This is a genomic window from Halolactibacillus miurensis, assembly GCF_900116255.1.
In the GTDB taxonomy this organism is placed as follows: Bacteria; Bacillota; Bacilli; order Bacillales; family Amphibacillaceae; genus Halolactibacillus; species Halolactibacillus miurensis.
The window spans coordinates 1-17,074 of sequence record NZ_FPAI01000013.1; the positions used below are offsets into that span (position 1 = coordinate 1).

Annotated in this window: 19 protein-coding genes; 6 read left to right on the plus strand and 13 right to left on the minus strand. The window is 37.4% G+C overall.

Translation table 11 applies throughout. The annotated features are described in order from the left end of the window. Positions 1-350: 350 nt before the first annotated feature. From BM390_RS09090 to BM390_RS09115, 6 genes are all read right to left on the minus strand, one after another. Positions 351-1,229: a nucleotidyltransferase-like protein gene (locus BM390_RS09090; RefSeq protein ID WP_089854421.1), complete on the minus strand. Its 879-nt coding sequence runs from the start codon at positions 1,227-1,229 to the stop codon at positions 351-353. Positions 1,230-1,393: 164 nt separating this feature from the next. Beyond that, a complete protein-coding gene (gene perR, locus BM390_RS09095) occupies positions 1,394-1,855 on the minus strand; it encodes a peroxide-responsive transcriptional repressor PerR (protein ID WP_062321162.1) in 462 nt (153 codons plus the stop codon). Between the two features lie 191 nt (positions 1,856-2,046). Continuing rightward, positions 2,047-2,631, minus strand: coding sequence for a cob(I)yrinic acid a,c-diamide adenosyltransferase (locus BM390_RS09100; RefSeq protein ID WP_062321161.1), 585 nt, complete (start codon positions 2,629-2,631; stop codon positions 2,047-2,049). Position 2,632: 1 nt separating this feature from the next. Continuing rightward, complete coding sequence (locus tag BM390_RS09105; RefSeq protein WP_062321159.1) at positions 2,633-3,580, minus strand: D-2-hydroxyacid dehydrogenase; 948 nt, start codon at positions 3,578-3,580, stop codon at positions 2,633-2,635. A gap of 220 nt (positions 3,581-3,800) precedes the next feature. Further along, positions 3,801-4,265 (minus strand): thioredoxin-dependent thiol peroxidase, encoded by a 465-nt coding sequence (gene bcp, locus BM390_RS09110; RefSeq protein ID WP_062321157.1) that lies wholly within the window; start codon positions 4,263-4,265, stop codon positions 3,801-3,803. Positions 4,266-4,351: 86 nt separating this feature from the next. After that, positions 4,352-4,801, minus strand: a complete 450-nt coding sequence (locus tag BM390_RS09115; RefSeq protein WP_062321155.1) for a DUF1801 domain-containing protein — start codon at positions 4,799-4,801, stop codon at positions 4,352-4,354. Positions 4,802-4,974: 173 nt separating this feature from the next. Here BM390_RS09115 and BM390_RS09120 point away from each other — a divergent pair, with 173 nt between their 5' ends. Together BM390_RS09120 and BM390_RS09125 are read left to right on the plus strand one after the other, a co-directional pair. Then, entirely contained in the window at positions 4,975-6,264 is a 1,290-nt protein-coding gene (locus tag BM390_RS09120; protein ID WP_062321153.1) for a glutamate-1-semialdehyde 2,1-aminomutase, read from the plus strand. A gap of 290 nt (positions 6,265-6,554) precedes the next feature. Continuing rightward, positions 6,555-7,649: an FUSC family protein gene (locus BM390_RS09125; RefSeq protein WP_062321152.1), complete on the plus strand. Its 1,095-nt coding sequence runs from the start codon at positions 6,555-6,557 to the stop codon at positions 7,647-7,649. A gap of 58 nt (positions 7,650-7,707) precedes the next feature. Here the strand turns inward: BM390_RS09125 and ntdP are convergent, their stop codons facing one another. The 3 genes from ntdP to mutY all read right to left on the minus strand — a co-directional run bounded on the left by ntdP (position 7,708) and on the right by mutY (position 9,825). Beyond that, a complete protein-coding gene (ntdP, locus tag BM390_RS09130; RefSeq protein ID WP_062321149.1) occupies positions 7,708-8,235 on the minus strand; it encodes a nucleoside tri-diphosphate phosphatase in 528 nt (175 codons plus the stop codon). A gap of 183 nt (positions 8,236-8,418) precedes the next feature. Continuing rightward, positions 8,419-8,604: a hypothetical protein gene (locus tag BM390_RS09135; RefSeq protein ID WP_143103163.1), complete on the minus strand. Its 186-nt coding sequence runs from the start codon at positions 8,602-8,604 to the stop codon at positions 8,419-8,421. A gap of 108 nt (positions 8,605-8,712) precedes the next feature. Next, on the minus strand, positions 8,713-9,825 hold the full coding sequence (mutY, locus tag BM390_RS09140) for an A/G-specific adenine glycosylase (RefSeq protein WP_089854426.1): 1,113 nt from the start codon (positions 9,823-9,825) through the stop codon (positions 8,713-8,715). Between the two features lie 134 nt (positions 9,826-9,959). Here mutY and BM390_RS09145 point away from each other — a divergent pair, with 134 nt between their 5' ends. Both BM390_RS09145 and BM390_RS09150 read left to right on the plus strand, forming a co-directional pair. Beyond that, the gene (locus BM390_RS09145) at positions 9,960-10,937 is read left to right on the plus strand and encodes a metal-dependent hydrolase (RefSeq protein ID WP_089854429.1); all 978 of its coding nucleotides are present in this window, start codon (positions 9,960-9,962) and stop codon (positions 10,935-10,937) included. Positions 10,938-11,127: 190 nt separating this feature from the next. Beyond that, complete coding sequence (locus BM390_RS09150) at positions 11,128-11,919, plus strand: HAD family hydrolase (protein WP_177220693.1); 792 nt, start codon at positions 11,128-11,130, stop codon at positions 11,917-11,919. A 31-nt stretch (positions 11,920-11,950) separates the two neighbouring features. Here BM390_RS09150 and BM390_RS09155 read toward each other — a convergent pair whose 3' ends face one another. Further along, complete coding sequence (locus BM390_RS09155) at positions 11,951-12,772, minus strand: RecX family transcriptional regulator (RefSeq protein ID WP_089854435.1); 822 nt, start codon at positions 12,770-12,772, stop codon at positions 11,951-11,953. 63 nt (positions 12,773-12,835) lie between these two features. Beyond that, positions 12,836-13,108 (minus strand): hypothetical protein, encoded by a 273-nt coding sequence (locus BM390_RS09160; RefSeq protein WP_062321140.1) that lies wholly within the window; start codon positions 13,106-13,108, stop codon positions 12,836-12,838. 144 nt (positions 13,109-13,252) lie between these two features. Between BM390_RS09160 and BM390_RS09165 the strand changes: the two genes are divergently transcribed. Continuing rightward, positions 13,253-13,672 (plus strand): helix-turn-helix transcriptional regulator, encoded by a 420-nt coding sequence (locus BM390_RS09165; protein WP_062321138.1) that lies wholly within the window; start codon positions 13,253-13,255, stop codon positions 13,670-13,672. Positions 13,673-13,744: 72 nt separating this feature from the next. Here BM390_RS09165 and BM390_RS09170 read toward each other — a convergent pair whose 3' ends face one another. Continuing rightward, positions 13,745-14,416 carry a helix-turn-helix transcriptional regulator gene (locus tag BM390_RS09170; RefSeq protein WP_062321136.1) on the minus strand — a complete coding sequence of 224 codons (672 nt, stop codon included), beginning with the start codon at positions 14,414-14,416 and terminating at the stop codon, positions 13,745-13,747. A 199-nt stretch (positions 14,417-14,615) separates the two neighbouring features. Here BM390_RS09170 and BM390_RS09175 point away from each other — a divergent pair, with 199 nt between their 5' ends. Next, a complete protein-coding gene (locus BM390_RS09175) occupies positions 14,616-14,864 on the plus strand; it encodes a YuzB family protein (protein WP_062321170.1) in 249 nt (82 codons plus the stop codon). A 116-nt stretch (positions 14,865-14,980) separates the two neighbouring features. Here the strand turns inward: BM390_RS09175 and BM390_RS15485 are convergent, their stop codons facing one another. Then, complete coding sequence (locus BM390_RS15485; protein WP_089854438.1) at positions 14,981-16,825, minus strand: methyl-accepting chemotaxis protein; 1,845 nt, start codon at positions 16,823-16,825, stop codon at positions 14,981-14,983. Positions 16,826-17,074 lie beyond the last annotated feature (249 nt).

Below are 17,074 nucleotides of genomic sequence, written 5' to 3' on the forward strand. Positions count from 1 at the left end.
GATGAGTAATACTTTACTCTGGTTTCAAGCACTAGCTTGTCTTACTTTATTTCTTAACATTACTGTGTGTGTTATTCAGTTTTCAATGGTCAAATGTTAGTCGCTGTTCTTTCGGCGACAAGCTATATTATATAACGTTTAGCTTGTTTGTGTCAACAACTTTTTTAAAAAGTTTTGTTTTACATTCGCTTTATTTGATGAGCGCAACTTTTATAATATAACACAGTATTTTTCATCGTGTCAATTATTTTTTCTTGTTGCCGAAGCAACGTTTATAACTATAGCACGGCTTACTCATTACCGTCAAGGATAATTTGTATTTTTTTAAAACGAATGAGAAGACAAGCGCATCACTTGTCTCTCACCTGCTCGTTCACACGGTAATATCGGTGCTTAACATGAGGATTTTTTGATTGTACTTCTTCGACTTTAATCATTTTCTTCTCTATTAAGTACGCCATTAATATGGCAAGATCAAGATGATAATCAAAATCTCTTACCGTTTCTTTTAAGTCATCTACTTTCCAAGCATCGTCACCCATGATACTTATCAAATGCTCGGAGGCCTCTGTTACTTTATTGGATAATGTAAAATCGATCGCTAATAACATTAATTCCACTCGTTGTTTTATCGGCTCATGACTTAATACAAGCTCTTCATATAATTTATACGTACCTGAGTCCAGTCGCTTAATTTGTTGCCAACCCGTTAGCTCTGGATAAAAACCTTCTTTAACAACACTTAACCTACCAATACTATGTAATGTTCTTAGCACCTTATTAAAGCAATCGAGTTCTTCATCGGTATCATACAACTGAACCGCTTCTTTAAACATCCGAATGGCTTTCGCATATTCTTGCGTCAGTTTCACCGATCGTAACTCTTCAGGAAAACGATCCAATTCTTGTTTCAGTTCATTTAAAAATTCATTTCGATCAAATAACACCTTCCCCTTGCTAATCCACTGAATCATTCGTCTATAAGTTGAAAACTTAATCCATTCTTCTAAACGTTTACTTGACACAAGGTGAAGTGCAACCGTTGCATCCTCTATTTGATAATGTTTCACTGACCAGATTTTTTCGTCCGCTTCCTTTACAACTAATAAAATCGTATCAAAGCCATCCGTATTAGGACTTTGACGTGATGTTTTATCGACTTGAATCACACCTACTGTATCATCGTCTCCTGTATAAGCCTGATATAAACTACGCAATTCTCCAAACATAAACTTATCCCCTCTCAGACATTCCGCTTCTTAAAACATCATTCGACATAACTTCAGTTAATTCCTTCATATTTTTCTCTATCTTTTTAAAAATAAGAAAAGTCTCCCACAGAATCGCAAGAGACTTTATTGTATCATTATTTAATACTTTCATTCCTAGCTTCTTAATGTTTTTCCTTACAATCCGGACATGTGCCGTAAATCTCCATGCGGTGATGACTCACTTCAAAGCCAGTCACTGTTTCAGCCAAAGCTTCCACCTCATCTAGGCTTGGGTAATGAAAGTCAACAATCTTCCCACATGATTCACAAATAACATGATAGTGTTTGGTTGTATTGTAATCAAATCGGCTTGACGCATCACCGTATGTTAATTCTTTTACCAAACCAATATCTTTAAACACTCGCAAATTATTATAGACCGTTGCCACACTCATATTAGGAAATTTTCCTTCAAGTGCTTTATAAATATCATCTGCTGTCGGATGAATTTCAGCTTCAATTAAATATTCAAGTACCGCATGTCGTTGAGGCGTGATCCGAACGCCTGACGATTTTAAATGTTCTACCGCTTCTTTTATTTCATCATGTGTATGGTCGTGTTCGTGATCATGATGTTCATGCATATGACATCCACCTCTCCTTCTTTTATTCCAACACTAATGTCACTAACTGAGAATAAGTTACAGATAATCTTAGTTATTGGTTGACTACAATTATTACATTGTAATCTTTATAATTAGTTTACTAAGAAACTAGCCACCTTGTCAAATAAAAATAGCTGGGCGCGCCAGCTATTTCATAAAGAAAATGTATGTTATTCTTCCGCTTCATTATCATCCGTTATATATTGGAACGTTTTTTCATCATATGCACTAAACGTATTGACAAATCTTGCCGCCACAAACAATAAATCGCTTAAGCGATTCAAATATACAAGAACCAACGGATTGACTTCTTCCTTTAGCCCTACAGTTAGACGTTCCGCACGTCTAACAATGGTACGAGCATGGTGAAAGGCGGCGGCTGTTGGATGACCCGATGGTAAGATAAATTGCTTTAAGGGTGGCACTTCTCTATCTAATCGATCAATAATCTTTTCTAACCGATCAACCGCTTGTTGAGTAACCGGCCATGGGACCGTTTTACCTGTTGGAGTCGATAACTCAGACCCAACGTGAAACAACATTGTTTGAACATCGTCCATACTAGTTAAAAGTACCTTCCGGTCAGATAACGACCATGTCAAACCTTGATCGACGGTTGAAACAGCGTAACCAATCACCGCATTGGCTTCATCTACCGTTCCATAAGCCTCGACTCGTAAATGATTTTTCTGCACACGTTCACCTGACACGAGTGACGTTTCGCCTGAGTCTCCTGAGCGTGTATAAATACGCATATTAATACCCCCTCTTTAAATCAATATGATTAATAGTCAGTGTTCCGTCAACAAGATACTGCGATAAGTTCTCTTGAAAAATGGCAATCGCTCTCGGCAAGTATTGTGATGACTTACCAGAAATATGCGGCGTGAGCGTTATTTTTTCATGATCCCAAAATGGATGCCCTTCTGGTAACGGCTCAAGTGGTGCCACATCTAAAATGGCATGACTGATATCACCTTCATCAAGTGCCTTTATTAATACATCTGCCTCTACGACATCACCACGACCCATGTTTAAGAAGACTGCTGATGATTTCATACACGTGAAGTGATGTGGTAGATAAAACGGACGCGTTTCTTGTGTGCTTGGCAGAATAGACACGACAAAATCACTATCCTCTAACACGTCATCAATTTGATTTAACGTCACACTGTGATTAAAGTTATTGCGCTTACCGCCAGACTTTGTCACAGCCGTCGTTTCAATATCAAACGCTTGGGCTAAGCGTGCTAGTTCTTCACCAATCGCACCCGCCCCTACAATGGTCATTTTGCGATTATTTATTTCTTTCGTTTTTACTCTTTGATTCCACTTATGTTGTTTTTGTTGCTCATAAAAAGTAAACATCTCTCGGTAATGCCCAAGCAACATCGCCATTGCATATTCACTCATCGGATGTTTATGTATCCCTCGCGCATTCGTTACACGAATGTTTTGTTCATCAATCCATGCTAACGGCATCTCATCTAACCCAGCAGAAATGACCATAATCCATTTTAGTGCTGTAGCTTGTTCTAATATCGCTTCTGTTACATCATCACCATAGGTAATCAATACCTCTGCTTCACTTACATTCGTGACCTTTTCAATCGATGAAAAGAAGCGAAAAGTAACATTTGGATAATCATGCACCAGTTTTTGTTCTAAGTTTTCAGTTAACCGCGTTGTTGAAATCACCTGCATCGTTCTCACCCTTACTTTTTATTCTATCATTTTATTATTTTACATTTTTCTAACTCACATGATACCTTACCCTATTTCTCATTCGTTAGAACAGCATCCGCCGATCAATGATCGCTCTTTACAATTATAACGTTCACGCCTGATTAAGGAAAGGATAGATCACAACGATTGGCGTCACATCAAAAGTATACCGCTAGCATAATAACTAGCGGTAAAGGTGTTACATTCCTTTAATTTCTTCTAAAATTTCCGCCGCATGACCTGGTACTGTTACCCCGCGGAATTCTTTTCTAATAATACCATCTTCATCAATAATAAACGTTGACCGTTCATTTCCATGATAGGTTTTATCTTCTTTCTCTTTTAATACCCATACACCAAATTCATCAGCTAAATGATGTTTTTCATCTACAATTAAGGTAAACGCAAGTTCATGGTTTTTCTTAAACTTTTCATGGCTTTCTTTCGAATCTGGACTTACTCCGATAACTTCCGTTCCAAGTTTCTCAAATTCATCATGTAAATCACGAAACTCACAAGCCTCTCTCGTACAACCCGGCGTTTCATCTTTAGGATAGAAATATACTACCAATTTCTTTCCTTTAAAATCATTTAACGATATTTCTTCACCTTCACTTGTGATGATTGGTAATTTAGGTACTTCACTGCCAATAGTTACGGCCATTTAAAACATCTCCTTCTATATAGTATTATAAATAACTGAAATTAACGTATTTCAACTAATCATCTACTGATAACGATTGATACAAGTCATTTCTTTCCCGATGCGTCATATTGCTTTATCCATTCTTCCACCGAAACTTTACTCACAAGCTCAGCGATTAATTCAAACGGAATGGTGTGTGGATTAGTAAATCGAATACAACTCTTTCCCATATTGAGTTTCGTTTTCATATGCAATGGATACGTTTCTTCAAACCACTTAAGTAAAGCGTCATTAGTATATATCCCCATGTGGTAAATAGCGATATGATGTTTTTGAATGGCTAAACTTATAAACGGTAAAGGCGTTTTCGCATCATGCAAATAACCCGCAGGATATTGCTCTAACGAAACGATAAATGATGGCATACCATTCTGCATGGATTCTCTAAACCCCTCTGGTATATGTCTCTTAATCGTTTCATATAAAGTCAAAAAAGCCGTTTGCCACTTTTCATCATGTGATTGAACATACTGATTGATCCTCTCTTCTGTCATATCCCACCACCTCATTCTTTATTACATGATTTTGATCCATTAATAATTACAATACCCGTTGGTATAAAAACTAAACATTTAATATGGATAAAGAAATTATTGACTCACACGTCTCTAAGGTCTGGCTTTTCATGTATAATAGAACACGAGATTTAAAACTTGGAGGTTTTTAAATGAAACACACACAATCGGAAATTTTACACGAAGAAGCTCAAAAACATATCGTGGGCGGGGTAAATTCACCCTCTCGCGCTTATAAAGGCGTCGGAGGTGGAACGCCGGTCTACATGAAGTATGGCTCTGGTCCGTACTTTTATGATGTTGATGATAATGTATATATTGATTATCTAGCTGCTTATGGACCTATCGTGACTGGCCATGCCCACCCACATATCACCGAAGCGATTCAAGACCAAGCGGCTAAAGGAGTGCTTTATGGTACACCTACAGAATTAGAAAATACCTTTGCGAAAATGCTGAAAGACGCCATTCCTTCTTTAGAAAAAGTTCGCTTTGTTAATTCTGGAACAGAAGCCGTCATGACAACGATTCGCGTTGCTCGCGCCTATACTCAGCGCGAAAAAGTGATTAAGTTCGCCGGTTGTTACCACGGTCACAGTGATATCGTCCTTGTACAAGCAGGGTCTGGACCGTCTACATTAGGTAACCCTGATTCTGCTGGTGTGACAAAAGGTACGGCTAGCGAAGTCATTACCGTACCATTTAATGATATTGAAGCTTACAAACAAGCGCTTAACGTTTGGGGCAATGAGATTGCCTGCGTGCTCGTCGAACCGATTGTCGGGAACTTCGGCATTGTTGAGCCTGATCCTGGATTTTTAGAGGAGGTTAATCAATTAACACACGCCAATGGTTCACTCGTCATTTACGATGAGGTTATTACTGCTTTTCGCTTTACGTACGGAAGTGCCCAACAACTGTATAAGATTGAGCCTGATTTAACTGCACTTGGGAAAGTTATCGGTGGTGGTTTACCAATCGGCGCTTACGGAGGACGTGTAGATATTATGGAACAAGTCGCACCACTTGGACCCGCTTATCAAGCAGGAACAATGGCAGGTAACCCTCTATCCATGCGGGCGGGTATCGCTTGTTTAGAAGTTCTTAAAGAAGACGGGATTTATGAGGAGATGGATCGGTTAGGCCGACGCTTAGAAGAAGGCATTTTAGCACACGCCAAGAAACATCATGTCGATGTGACCGTCAATCGCTTAAAAGGTGCTTTAACTGTATATTTTACGAATAATATTGTCAGAAATTATGCAGATGCGGAAGCAACTGATACCAAAAAATTCGGTGAATTCTTCCACCTCATGTTAGCACAAGGTATTAATTTAGCGCCATCAAAATACGAAGCTTGGTTCTTAACAATCACCCATACCGATAAAGAAATCGATCAAACATTGAAAGCGGTTGATTACGCTTTCAGTCAAATGAAATAAAATTAAGACCAACTACTATTTCTATTTATTATACAATATTATGAATATTTATTAATTTTTGAATTGATTATTTATTCTGAATATGCTATAGTTACTATGAAATTTCATATTTCAACTCATGCTTTATTTTTGTCAATTTTGTATGACTTCCCTTCAAAGCATGAAAGTTCTTGGCCTTTTCAGAGGAGAAACCTAGTTTCTCTATAGAAAGGGTCCTTTTTTGTTTATACCACGTTAATACCGGCAATATACTACTAACAACGTTTCTTTAGAAGGGAGCAACACATCACATGCGTTTAGGAGCACGTATGTTTAAAACCGGACTTGCTGTCGCAATCGCTCTATACGCGGCTGCGCTTATCGGATTTCCATCGACCGTATTTGCTGGATTTGCAGCGGTCTTTGCTATTCAACCGTCTATTTATCAGTCCTATATCACCACACTCAAGCAACTTCAAGCGAACTTTATTGGTGTAACAACATCGATCACTTTTGCTTATCTATTAGGAAACAATCCGATGATTGTTGGTTTATCCGTTATGTTTGTCATTAGTTTATGTCGCTTTTTGAAAATCGAGAAGAGCGCTGTCTCCATCGCTTTGATTGCGGTTATCTCTGTTATGGAAACAACCACGATGCCCATTTATTTATTTGGTTTGATGCGTTTCTCTTCACTTATGCTCGGTATTTTCTCTGCCTTTTTAGTTAACTTATTATTTATACCACCTCGTTATGAAACGACTTTGTTTCAGCAAATTAATCAAATTACAACTGAAATTCTTAAGTGGTTAAGAATAACGACGCGTCATTTATCTGACGATCCGTCATTAAAAAAAGAGATGACACGTATTGAAAAAGAATTACGCCGGATGGATGAATTGTATGCTTTATTCTCAGAAGAACGCGTTCTTAGAAAGAAAAAACATCCTGTTCGTGCGCGTAAGCTCGTTGTATTTCGCCAATTAATAAAAACAACCCACAGGAGTTTCCGTGTGTTACGCTCTATTCAAAAGGTCGATAATCGAGCGAAATTAATGCCAGAAGAACTTCAACGTCGACTTATTCATGAAATCGATATAGTGATACACGCGCATGAGCATATTATGCTTGGCTTTATGCGGAAAATTAAACGCGGGAAAAATAAGGAATATCAGCACTTAAATGAATCTAATATTCCAGATGTCGTCGATCAATTACTTGATCTCTATCAAAAGAATGAAATGGATTACTTAATTTTCTTACCACTCGCATCAATGTTAATGAACTACCATCAAGATCTCACGCACTTACAAAAGTTATTGAATAGTTACGATCAGTTCCACGGTGATGAGAAGTTAGATATTATTCCTAAGTACCGTGACTTAGAAGATAAGCATTCAAGCTAAGAAAATCTCGACGAGAATCATAAAAAAACGCGAAGCTCTTCATTAGCTTCGCGTTTTTTTATCTGTACGTTAAAAAGAGTTCATATAGTTGTTCAATTGTTTCATGAGAAAACGGTCCTTTACGCTGCCTAATCATACGTGTTAATTCATCCACACTATCCCATAAAATCTTATCCATTACCCCCGGATAATTCATTTCCTTTCCATGTAGTTCATACTCATCTTCATCTAAGAGCGTATAAGTCATATCCGGAAAGACTTTCACATCAAGATCATAATCAATATATTTGATGGCTTGATTCTCAAAGACGAAGGGTGAGCTAATGTTGCAGTAATAATGAATTCCATCTGAACGAAGCATACTAATCACATTAAACCAATGTTTTGTGTAAAAAAAACAAATAGCTGGTTCACGGGTTAACCACGAGCGCCCGTTACTCTCAACTACACGGGTACGATCATTCGCACCAATTATTTTCGTACTCGTTGCTTTTAATACAGTTGTTTCTTGCCAGGTTCGATGGAGCTGCCCATTATGTTTATAGCTTTTAATTTTAACTGGTCGACCGATTTTAGGGCCAGGCATCCTATCTTCCTTTCTTATTTATAATCTCATTTATCTCTCTTATTATAACGATTTTGAGGTAAAATTGAAATCATAAGGTTTGAAATTTCTAGATAGCTGCCTCTTTTAATGATCTAAATGATAAAAGTGTTGATGACGTCGTGATGATGCTTATGTAAGGAGCTCGTCATGAGCCCCGTCTAATTAGCACTTTCCTTGTTTTTTCTCACGTTCATTGTTACGACGTGTTTCACTTTTCGCCTCTGCATGTTTTACGTTAAATTCATTCGCAAATTCCGTATCAAACATACCGAGACTTTCTTTCTGACGCTTTTCCCATTGCTTACTTTTTTCTTCTTGGTTTGTGCGAGCATTTTTTTTATTTGTCATCATCACTCACCTCCCTACCTGATAATCTAACCAGTTCGGAAGTTTTTAACCTTAACAATATCCACCATTATAATACCGCTATCAAGAAAATGATCAAACTGACTGCCTTTAAAGCTGTTGCAAAATTTTTTGATGAGGCACAGGAAAAGCAAACTGGCTAAGCTGACTTCTCTTTACCCACTGTTGATGGCTTTCAACCGGAAACAGTGTGTCTGTTTTTAGTACGACTGGTTCTAATGACCAAATGATATGACTAAACACATGTTTCACTGGTAGTAATGCGGATGGATTATCAAGCGTCGTTTGATAATAAGCAGACACGTAATCAGCAAGAAGTTCTCGGTCTGTTTCTGACTGATCAATCATTGGGAATTGATACAAATTAGCAAGCAAACCTTCACTCGGTCGTTTTTCAATTAATATATGACCATCCACCGATTCAATGACCGGAACATAAAAATGCTCTTTCCGTTGTTTTTTGGCTTTCGATTTAACAGGTAGCGTCGTTTCGATGCCTTCTTTATGAGCTAGACAAACCGATTGAAGTGGACACTCATGACATTTCGGTTGTGTTGGCTTACAAATAAGTGCACCGAGTTCCATCAGCCCTTGATTAAAGTCAGACGCGCGATCAGGATCAATTAATTGTCTGACCAACGCTTCAAATATTTTGCGTGTTACTACTTTTTTAATATCATGCTGGATAATAAATACTCGTGATAATACGCGCATCACATTGCCATCGACTGCTGGTTCCGGCTCATCGTATGCAATACTCATAATAGCGCCTAAAGTATAAGGGCCAATACCTTTAAGCGATTGTAACTGTTCTTTATCTGTTGGCACTTTACCTTCATAAGTTGCTGCTACTTCTTTAACCGCTGCATGCAAATTTCTAGCCCGCGAGTAATACCCAAGACCTTCCCATGCTTTTAATACTTGATCCTCATCCGCTTCTGCGAGTACCGTTGGTGTAGGGAACTGTTCGATAAAACGATTAAAATAAGGAATGACTGTCTCGACTTGTGTTTGCTGCAACATAATTTCTGAGACCCACACTTTATAAGGATCTTGATCTTTTCGCCACGGTAAGTCTCGTTTGATTGTTTGATACCAATCGATTAATTGTTGACGGAACAGTAAAAAATCCACCGCATCTATGCGAGTGATTTGCTCAAGGTAACGCTCGTCTTTCTTTGTTTCTTTCTGTTGTTTATTCATAACTTTCTCCTTATCATCTCTGTCTATCATTTGTATTTTCTCATCAAATCATACCGTATCAGGTTTAATCTCATAGAAAAATGGCTACTAATAACTATAGTCTATTTTCATGTAAGTTTAAAGGAGTGAGTCATATGGATACGGCAACACATATTACAATGGGAATTGCACTTGGTGGGATTGCAACAGCTGACCCAGCCATTTCTGAAAATCCTGTCTTATTTGGTGCCGTCTTAGTTGGCACAATTGTTGGCTCACACGCACCTGATTTTGATACGGTTTTAAAATTAAAAAGTAATGCGGTTTATTTAAGACACCACCGTGGTATCACACATTCTATTCCTCTCGTTTTATTTTGGGGGTGGTTTATTTCATTTTTAATTTACATCGCTGTTCCTAACCTAGATTATGGCACACTATACCGGTGGACGGCACTCGCTGTTGTCATTCACGTTTTTGTCGATATCTTTAATGCATACGGGACGCAGGCATTACGACCGTTTTCGAATCGATGGATTGCGTTAGGTTTTATTAATACATTTGATCCTGTTATTTTTGTTGCTCACATTATTGGTTTTGTATTGTGGGGGCTTGGATTAAATCCAACCATTGTCTTCTTAACGATATATTTTTTACTGATTTTCTATTATATCAAACGTTATTTAGAGAAAAAAGCAATGGTCAAAAAATTAACCTTGTATTTCGGCGATGTTGAAGGTGTTTACGCCTCGCCAACAATTAAACAGAGCATTTGGCGGTTAGCCATTACGACTGAAAACAGTTTTTATGTGGCACGGTCTATAGACGGGACGATTCAAATCGTGCATAAATTTGACCGTGTGCCACTACCGAACAATCGGTTAATTGCGACAGCAAAAACAGATAAAAACGTCGCCGCCTTTTTATCATTTTCTTCCGTCTACAGACATGAAATCACAGAATACGATCACTATACTGAGGTTCGATTTATCGATTTGCGTTACCGGGCGAAAGATCATTATCCATTCGTGGCGGTCGTCAATATCTCCAATAATCTTGATATCCTTAGCTCGTATACGGGCTGGGTCTTTTCTGAAGAGAAATTGCAAGATAAGTTACTGATTGAAGAATAGCTGCCATGTTCTCTTACTTGACCGCATCAAGCGGACTAACCTTCATAAAGCAAAAGCTCACGCGGGCTTTTGCTTTTCTTTTTCGAACTTCTTCAGCTATACTAGACGTAACTGATTCAAGTCTATAACCATACCGTGTACTAAACAGCCTATGATTCGCCCATTTTTTAAAATAGAGAGGATAAGATTTATGATTACTATGTTTGCAACCGATTTAGATGGCACGTTGTTACAGCAGAACCGATATATCACTAAAGAAGATAAACAAGCCTTGCAACATTTATATAATCAAGGCATTGATATTACGATCGCAACAGGGCGTTCTGACCGTGAAGTAAAAGCCGTGTTTGAAGAGTTGGAAATAACCGGCCATCGCATCAGTCAAAATGGCACGTTCGCTTTTTCAAAAGATAATCAAGAAATATATGCTCATACATTCTCAAGTAATATAAGCATACAGCTCTTTGATTTTCTTTATCATTATGATTTCCCTTGTCTAATCTCTAACTTTGATGATATCCACTACGCCAAAGATATCTCCATGATTGAGACACTACAAGCTTTATTTAAGACACCGCTTATTTTTGAACCGGAATTAAAACATGCGCTACATAACGATTTTGCCACATCAAAGTTCATGTTGCTTGGAGATACAGAGGCGTTATTAGCATTAGAAACAGAGATTAATCAAACATTCCCTGATGACGTGTCTACTTTTCTTTCAGCGCAACAATGTCTAGATATTGTCCCAAAGGGAGCTGATAAAAGCCACGCTTTACAGGCACTTATTAAAAAGACCCATTCACATATGGATCACACTGTTTCTATCGGCGATAGTTTTAATGATCGACATATGTTGTCACTTACAGGCTATAGTTATGCCATGCAGGACGCACCAGCCGTGATTCAGTCACATGCACAAAAAGTCGTTCGCCACGTCCATGATGCTGTTGCTGACTTAATTCATTTAGGTGTCGTCTAAAACAAACAAAAACAAGCGAGAAGGTTGCCCTTTACTCGCTTGTTTTTATTTCTTCATTGATAAACCGATCGATTGTATCCATTGGAAAACCTTTTTGATAAAGACCCATCTTCACTTGTTGAATTAATTCATATCCTGTGTATTTTCGCGCTTTTTTGTTTAAGATTTTCTCTCCTTGAATATGACAGGCTCGATACTCATCTTCTTCAGGTAATCTTTCTACACTATTTTCCATTGCTAATTGAATAGCATCATTTGAAAAACCTTTTTGCATTAGCTGTTGCTTAAGTTTTAACTTAAATAACTTATGCGATAACTTCTTCTGTTTCGATTGTTGTTTTTGTATCCATTTAGACACCTTTTCAATCTCATCTGCTTCAGTATAAAACGAAAGACCATAAAGACGGTCCTGTTCTTTGATCCCTTTTTCTTTTAATTCTTTCTCAATGGCTTGAGGACCTTTCATCGTTGTTTGTTTTTTTGTTAAAACAAACGCTTCACTAAAAGCCTTTTCATTCAACAGATTTTCCCGGTATAGCCGTGTGATGACGACATCAATCTGTTCGGGATCATAATCATCTTTTACTAATCGCTCCCGTACTTCTAACTCTGAGCGCATTCTCTGAGCAAGATAATGGAGCGCTTTATTAAAAGCTTTATTTGTATCATCCCTTCGCTTTAACGCGTTTATTTTTACGTCGTCAATGGTCAAACCTTTTCTGAGACCTTCTTTGATTAAAGTATCTTCCCCCACACTAAAAGCATACTCATCTTTACCACTACTACTTTTAAAGAAAATATTGTAGCGATCAGCGCGTTTTTTTTGAATCGATATCTTAGATATTTCTGGCACAACAACACCCCCATTAAATCACTACTGTCAGTTTAGCATATTTGAGCCTATCGCACACTCCCTCTAACGATGGTACTGTTTGAGCTTAAGTATTGCTTCTTCATGGCGTTTAGTCGGGTCGTCACTAAAACCAAAACCGTGAGGCAAATTAACTTCCAGGCATTGATGGACTATCTCCCACACGATTTCTTTTGAGTCAACCTCCAAATGAAATTCAATCGTATCGTAGTTCACTTGATACTTTTCAACTCGAATACTACCTAGTACGTTTAAATCAGATTGAAGAAACTTGGTTTTTTCTGCTTGAGCACGGTCAAACAATAGACATGTTTTCATATTCCCACCATTCTCTGTTCTTTTTAAGAACATTATATATTTTAAACACTTTAAGAACAAGCGATATCATAAGTATTTACATAAAACATGATAGGATGGGCACATACTATAAAGATAACTTTTAGAAAACGAGTGTGAAAAACTATGGTTTTATATCAATTCCCTCATAATTTAAAACATTACCGACAAAAACATCAATTTACTCAACAACAACTCGCTGACTTGTTAAAAGTTTCACGTTCTGTTGTGGCTAAATGGGAAAATGGACATGTGCTACCAGACCTACTTACAGCGCTAAAATTAAGTAACATATTCCAAATAACGCTAGACACACTTATCGGTGTAGCACCTGAGACAACCTTTGTTTTAAGCGATTACCAAGCACACTATCAGGAAACCATTAACAATTTAGACGAGTCATCACTTCACCAATTGATTGACTTCATAATTAAGAACAAACACTTACAAACTCAACTTGACCTTTATCGGACGCTTCCTGTTAAACAACAAAAAACGATTGATCGTTTTTTACAAGTGGCTATGGATGAATTAAAAAAATATTAAAACGAGGGGCCACTTAACTGATTAAATAGCCCCTCGTTTTTGTATTTATATGAATGACATATAATAATAGCACTACTTTGACTTGACGGCCGCCTTTTTTTCATCTTTTACGACATACCGGCAACTTTTACCGCCTTTAGCGATACAACTTACCCGTTCAACATCATCCGTTCCTAGCACTTCTTTAAACAACTTTAATTCGCATTCACACGGTTTATCATATTCACTAGCAATGGCTGAAATCGGACAATTAAACTGTTCAAATGTGACGGTCACATTGTCTTCCGTTTCTGATGACTCTTCTTCTACTAATTCGGCCATATATCCACTGTCCTCTTGGACTTCAACCAATTGTTGTACCCGCTCTTTTAATGGGTCATCTTGATAAATCTTCCGCACATACTTTTTACGCATCCGCTGTTCACGATTGTTAAATAATGTATCAATCGCGTCAAGTCCCATAGAGTCTTTTATGTCATGCAAAATTTCGACAGCAATTTTATCATAATTATTTGGAAAAAGATCGTTACCTTCTTTAGTGAGTTGATAAAAGATCACTGGTCGGCCCATTGGTTGTCGAACCGTCCGTGAGGAGATTAATCCTTCCCCTTCCAATTTGATCAAATGTTTTCTTACTGCCATTTCAGTTATGTCTAGATGCTCTTTTAAACCACTGACTGATAATTCTTGTTTCTTTTTCAATAATTCCAAAACAGATTGTCTCGTTGATCTATCTTTAACCATATTCAACACCTACCCTTATGACTATAGTAACGAAAAAAGTTTGTGAAGTAAATAACAAACTTTTATTTTTTTAATTTTTATCCATTAAAGTTTGTTATGTCATTATACCACATCGTGATGAGCAGATTATATGACAGTTTTTAATCGTTCGTTTATAATATATATTTTAGTATAGCATAATAATAGGGGTGTGGGTACTATCGGTATCATCATTGTGGAAATATGCGAAAGCAATTTACTAAGTACGATTGAAACCGAAGGTCTTCTAGAAAATGAATATCCTGAAGTTTCCGTCATCACCAGCAGTTGTTTATCTTTTTGCGGATTATGCCGTTTACGACCCTTTGCGATGGTCAATGGTAAAAGAATTAAAGGTAAAGATGTTGATGACGCTTTAATTAATATCCGAGCAGCTATTGAAGAGGAGCTTGCTTTTTATCGTGCATAAATCTCAAATATAATCAAACGTTAAAACACCGCTAAATCAAGCATACACCTTGATTTAGCGGTGTTTTTATCACCAACATGGCTTTTTTATAGTGGCTTATGGCTTTACACGTTGACTTACTTCGTCTTAAATTGTCGAATCATTTCATTTAATGCTTCAGCAGATTCACGTAAAGACGTGGCCCCTTCTGCTACAGCTTCCATAGAAGAGGAGGCTTCTTCTGCTGAAGCAGATGTTTCTTCCACACCAGCTGCGGATTGTTGTGAAATAGAGGCAATCTCTTGTACAGAGCCGTTGACTTGTTCAGACTCTTCAGCAAGAACTTGTAAACCAGACATCACTGTTTTAACGTGCGACGTCATCTCATCAATCGCTTGTTCAATGGATTTAAAGCGTTCGCCAGTTTTTGTTATATCGATTTTTCCTTGTTCAACTTCTTCATTCCCATGAGACAGAGCTTCTGAGACGGTTTTTGATTCTGTTTGAATCGTTTGAACGATAGAGGTAATATCGCCAATCGAATGATTGACTTGTTCAGCTAATTTTCTTACTTCATCAGCTACAACCGCAAAACCTTTCCCGTGTTCCCCGGCACGTGCCGCTTCAATCGCTGCATTAAGTGCAAGCAGATTCGTTTGATCCGCAATATCCTTAATGACACTTACTAATTTCGAGATTTCTTTCGATTGTTTATCTAGGCCTTTTACCTTTGTTACCGCTTCTTTCACTATCGAATCAATGGTGGTCATCTGCTTAATAGACTTTTGCATAAACATATTACCAGATTGAGTTTCTTCTAACACAACACTTGATGATTGATTGATCGTCTCACTACTTTTACTGATAGAGGTAATTCTGTCACTAAAAGCTTTCATTGTCTCAGCTAAGTCACCTGCATAAGTGGCTTGTGATTCAGTGCCTGTTGCTAACTCTTCCATTGTTATCGCAATCTGTTCAGTGCCAACCTTTACATCTTGAGCAGATTGATTTAAATGAATACTGCTATCTTTTACTTCAACGGATGTTTCATCTATTTTATTAATCATCGTTAAAAGTTGTTTCTGCATATCATTGATAGACGCACTCAAGCGACCAATTTCATCTCGCCCTTGATAATGAATCGCTGCTTGTGATAAATCACCCGATGCGATGGTATCGCTAGCTTTAACTACACGGTTAAGGTGTTTAGAAATATACCGGCTAATGAGTAAGACTAAAATGACGCCGATAACTAATGATCCAGCCATAGACCCTAGAAGCAAGATGAGTGATGCTTGTTGTGAGTTATCCGCTTCTTTAACTGTTTGATCACGGTCTTCAATAATGAGGTCTTTTAAATATTGTAAGTACAGTGATGTCGTATTCGTTGCGCTGCTAAAGCGGTTGCTGTATAGACGTCTTATATCTTCTGTTGCTCCTACATTTTCAACAACATCGCCATAAAAAGTTTCATCTAAAATATCATTATTTTTTGTGACTTCATTATACAATGACTGCTGATTTTCAGTAGTAATGGTGCCTTCTAGATATTCCAACAGTTCATCTACGCGCGCTTTTTTAGTTTCATAATCGGTTAAATGCGTCTCATTACCAAACTGTAAGTAATTCATCGCCGACAAACCTTTTGATTGAACCAATTCACTTAATTCCGTTGTGAGTACCGCTCGGTTCCCCTGGTCTTCCACTTCATTTAAATCTTGGCCAAGTTCCATAATAGCCTGTGTCACAAGGGCTGTTGAAATAGATAATAAAACAAAAATAAAAATGATAACAAAACCGTACTTCCAACCAATTGACACATTATGTAAACTTACTTTCTTATTCTTTGGTTTATGTGTTCGCTTAATTTTATCTGATGTCTTTTTATTTTGTTTCTTTGCTTTCGGTCGTTTTTCTTTTTTCACCTTGTTCTCTTTTTCTTTGTTAAGCTCTTTCGGTTTCTTCTTTTTAAATAACCTCATCCTACTTCCTCCTTTTTAAACGCTTACAATTCCTTAAAAAGTAAGTTTATCGAGTAAACAAACCACACCTTTCTATTAATATCGGCAAAGAATGAAAACTCTTAATAGCATTTTACTATATTTTTAAAAATGTTGAGCCAATAGATGGATAGTTTTTTAAAAACGCACATAATTACCATACATAAAGAAAAAAACTAGTTTTATTAACCTAGTTTTTTTGTTAGTGATAGTTTAAAATGTTACTTTGTC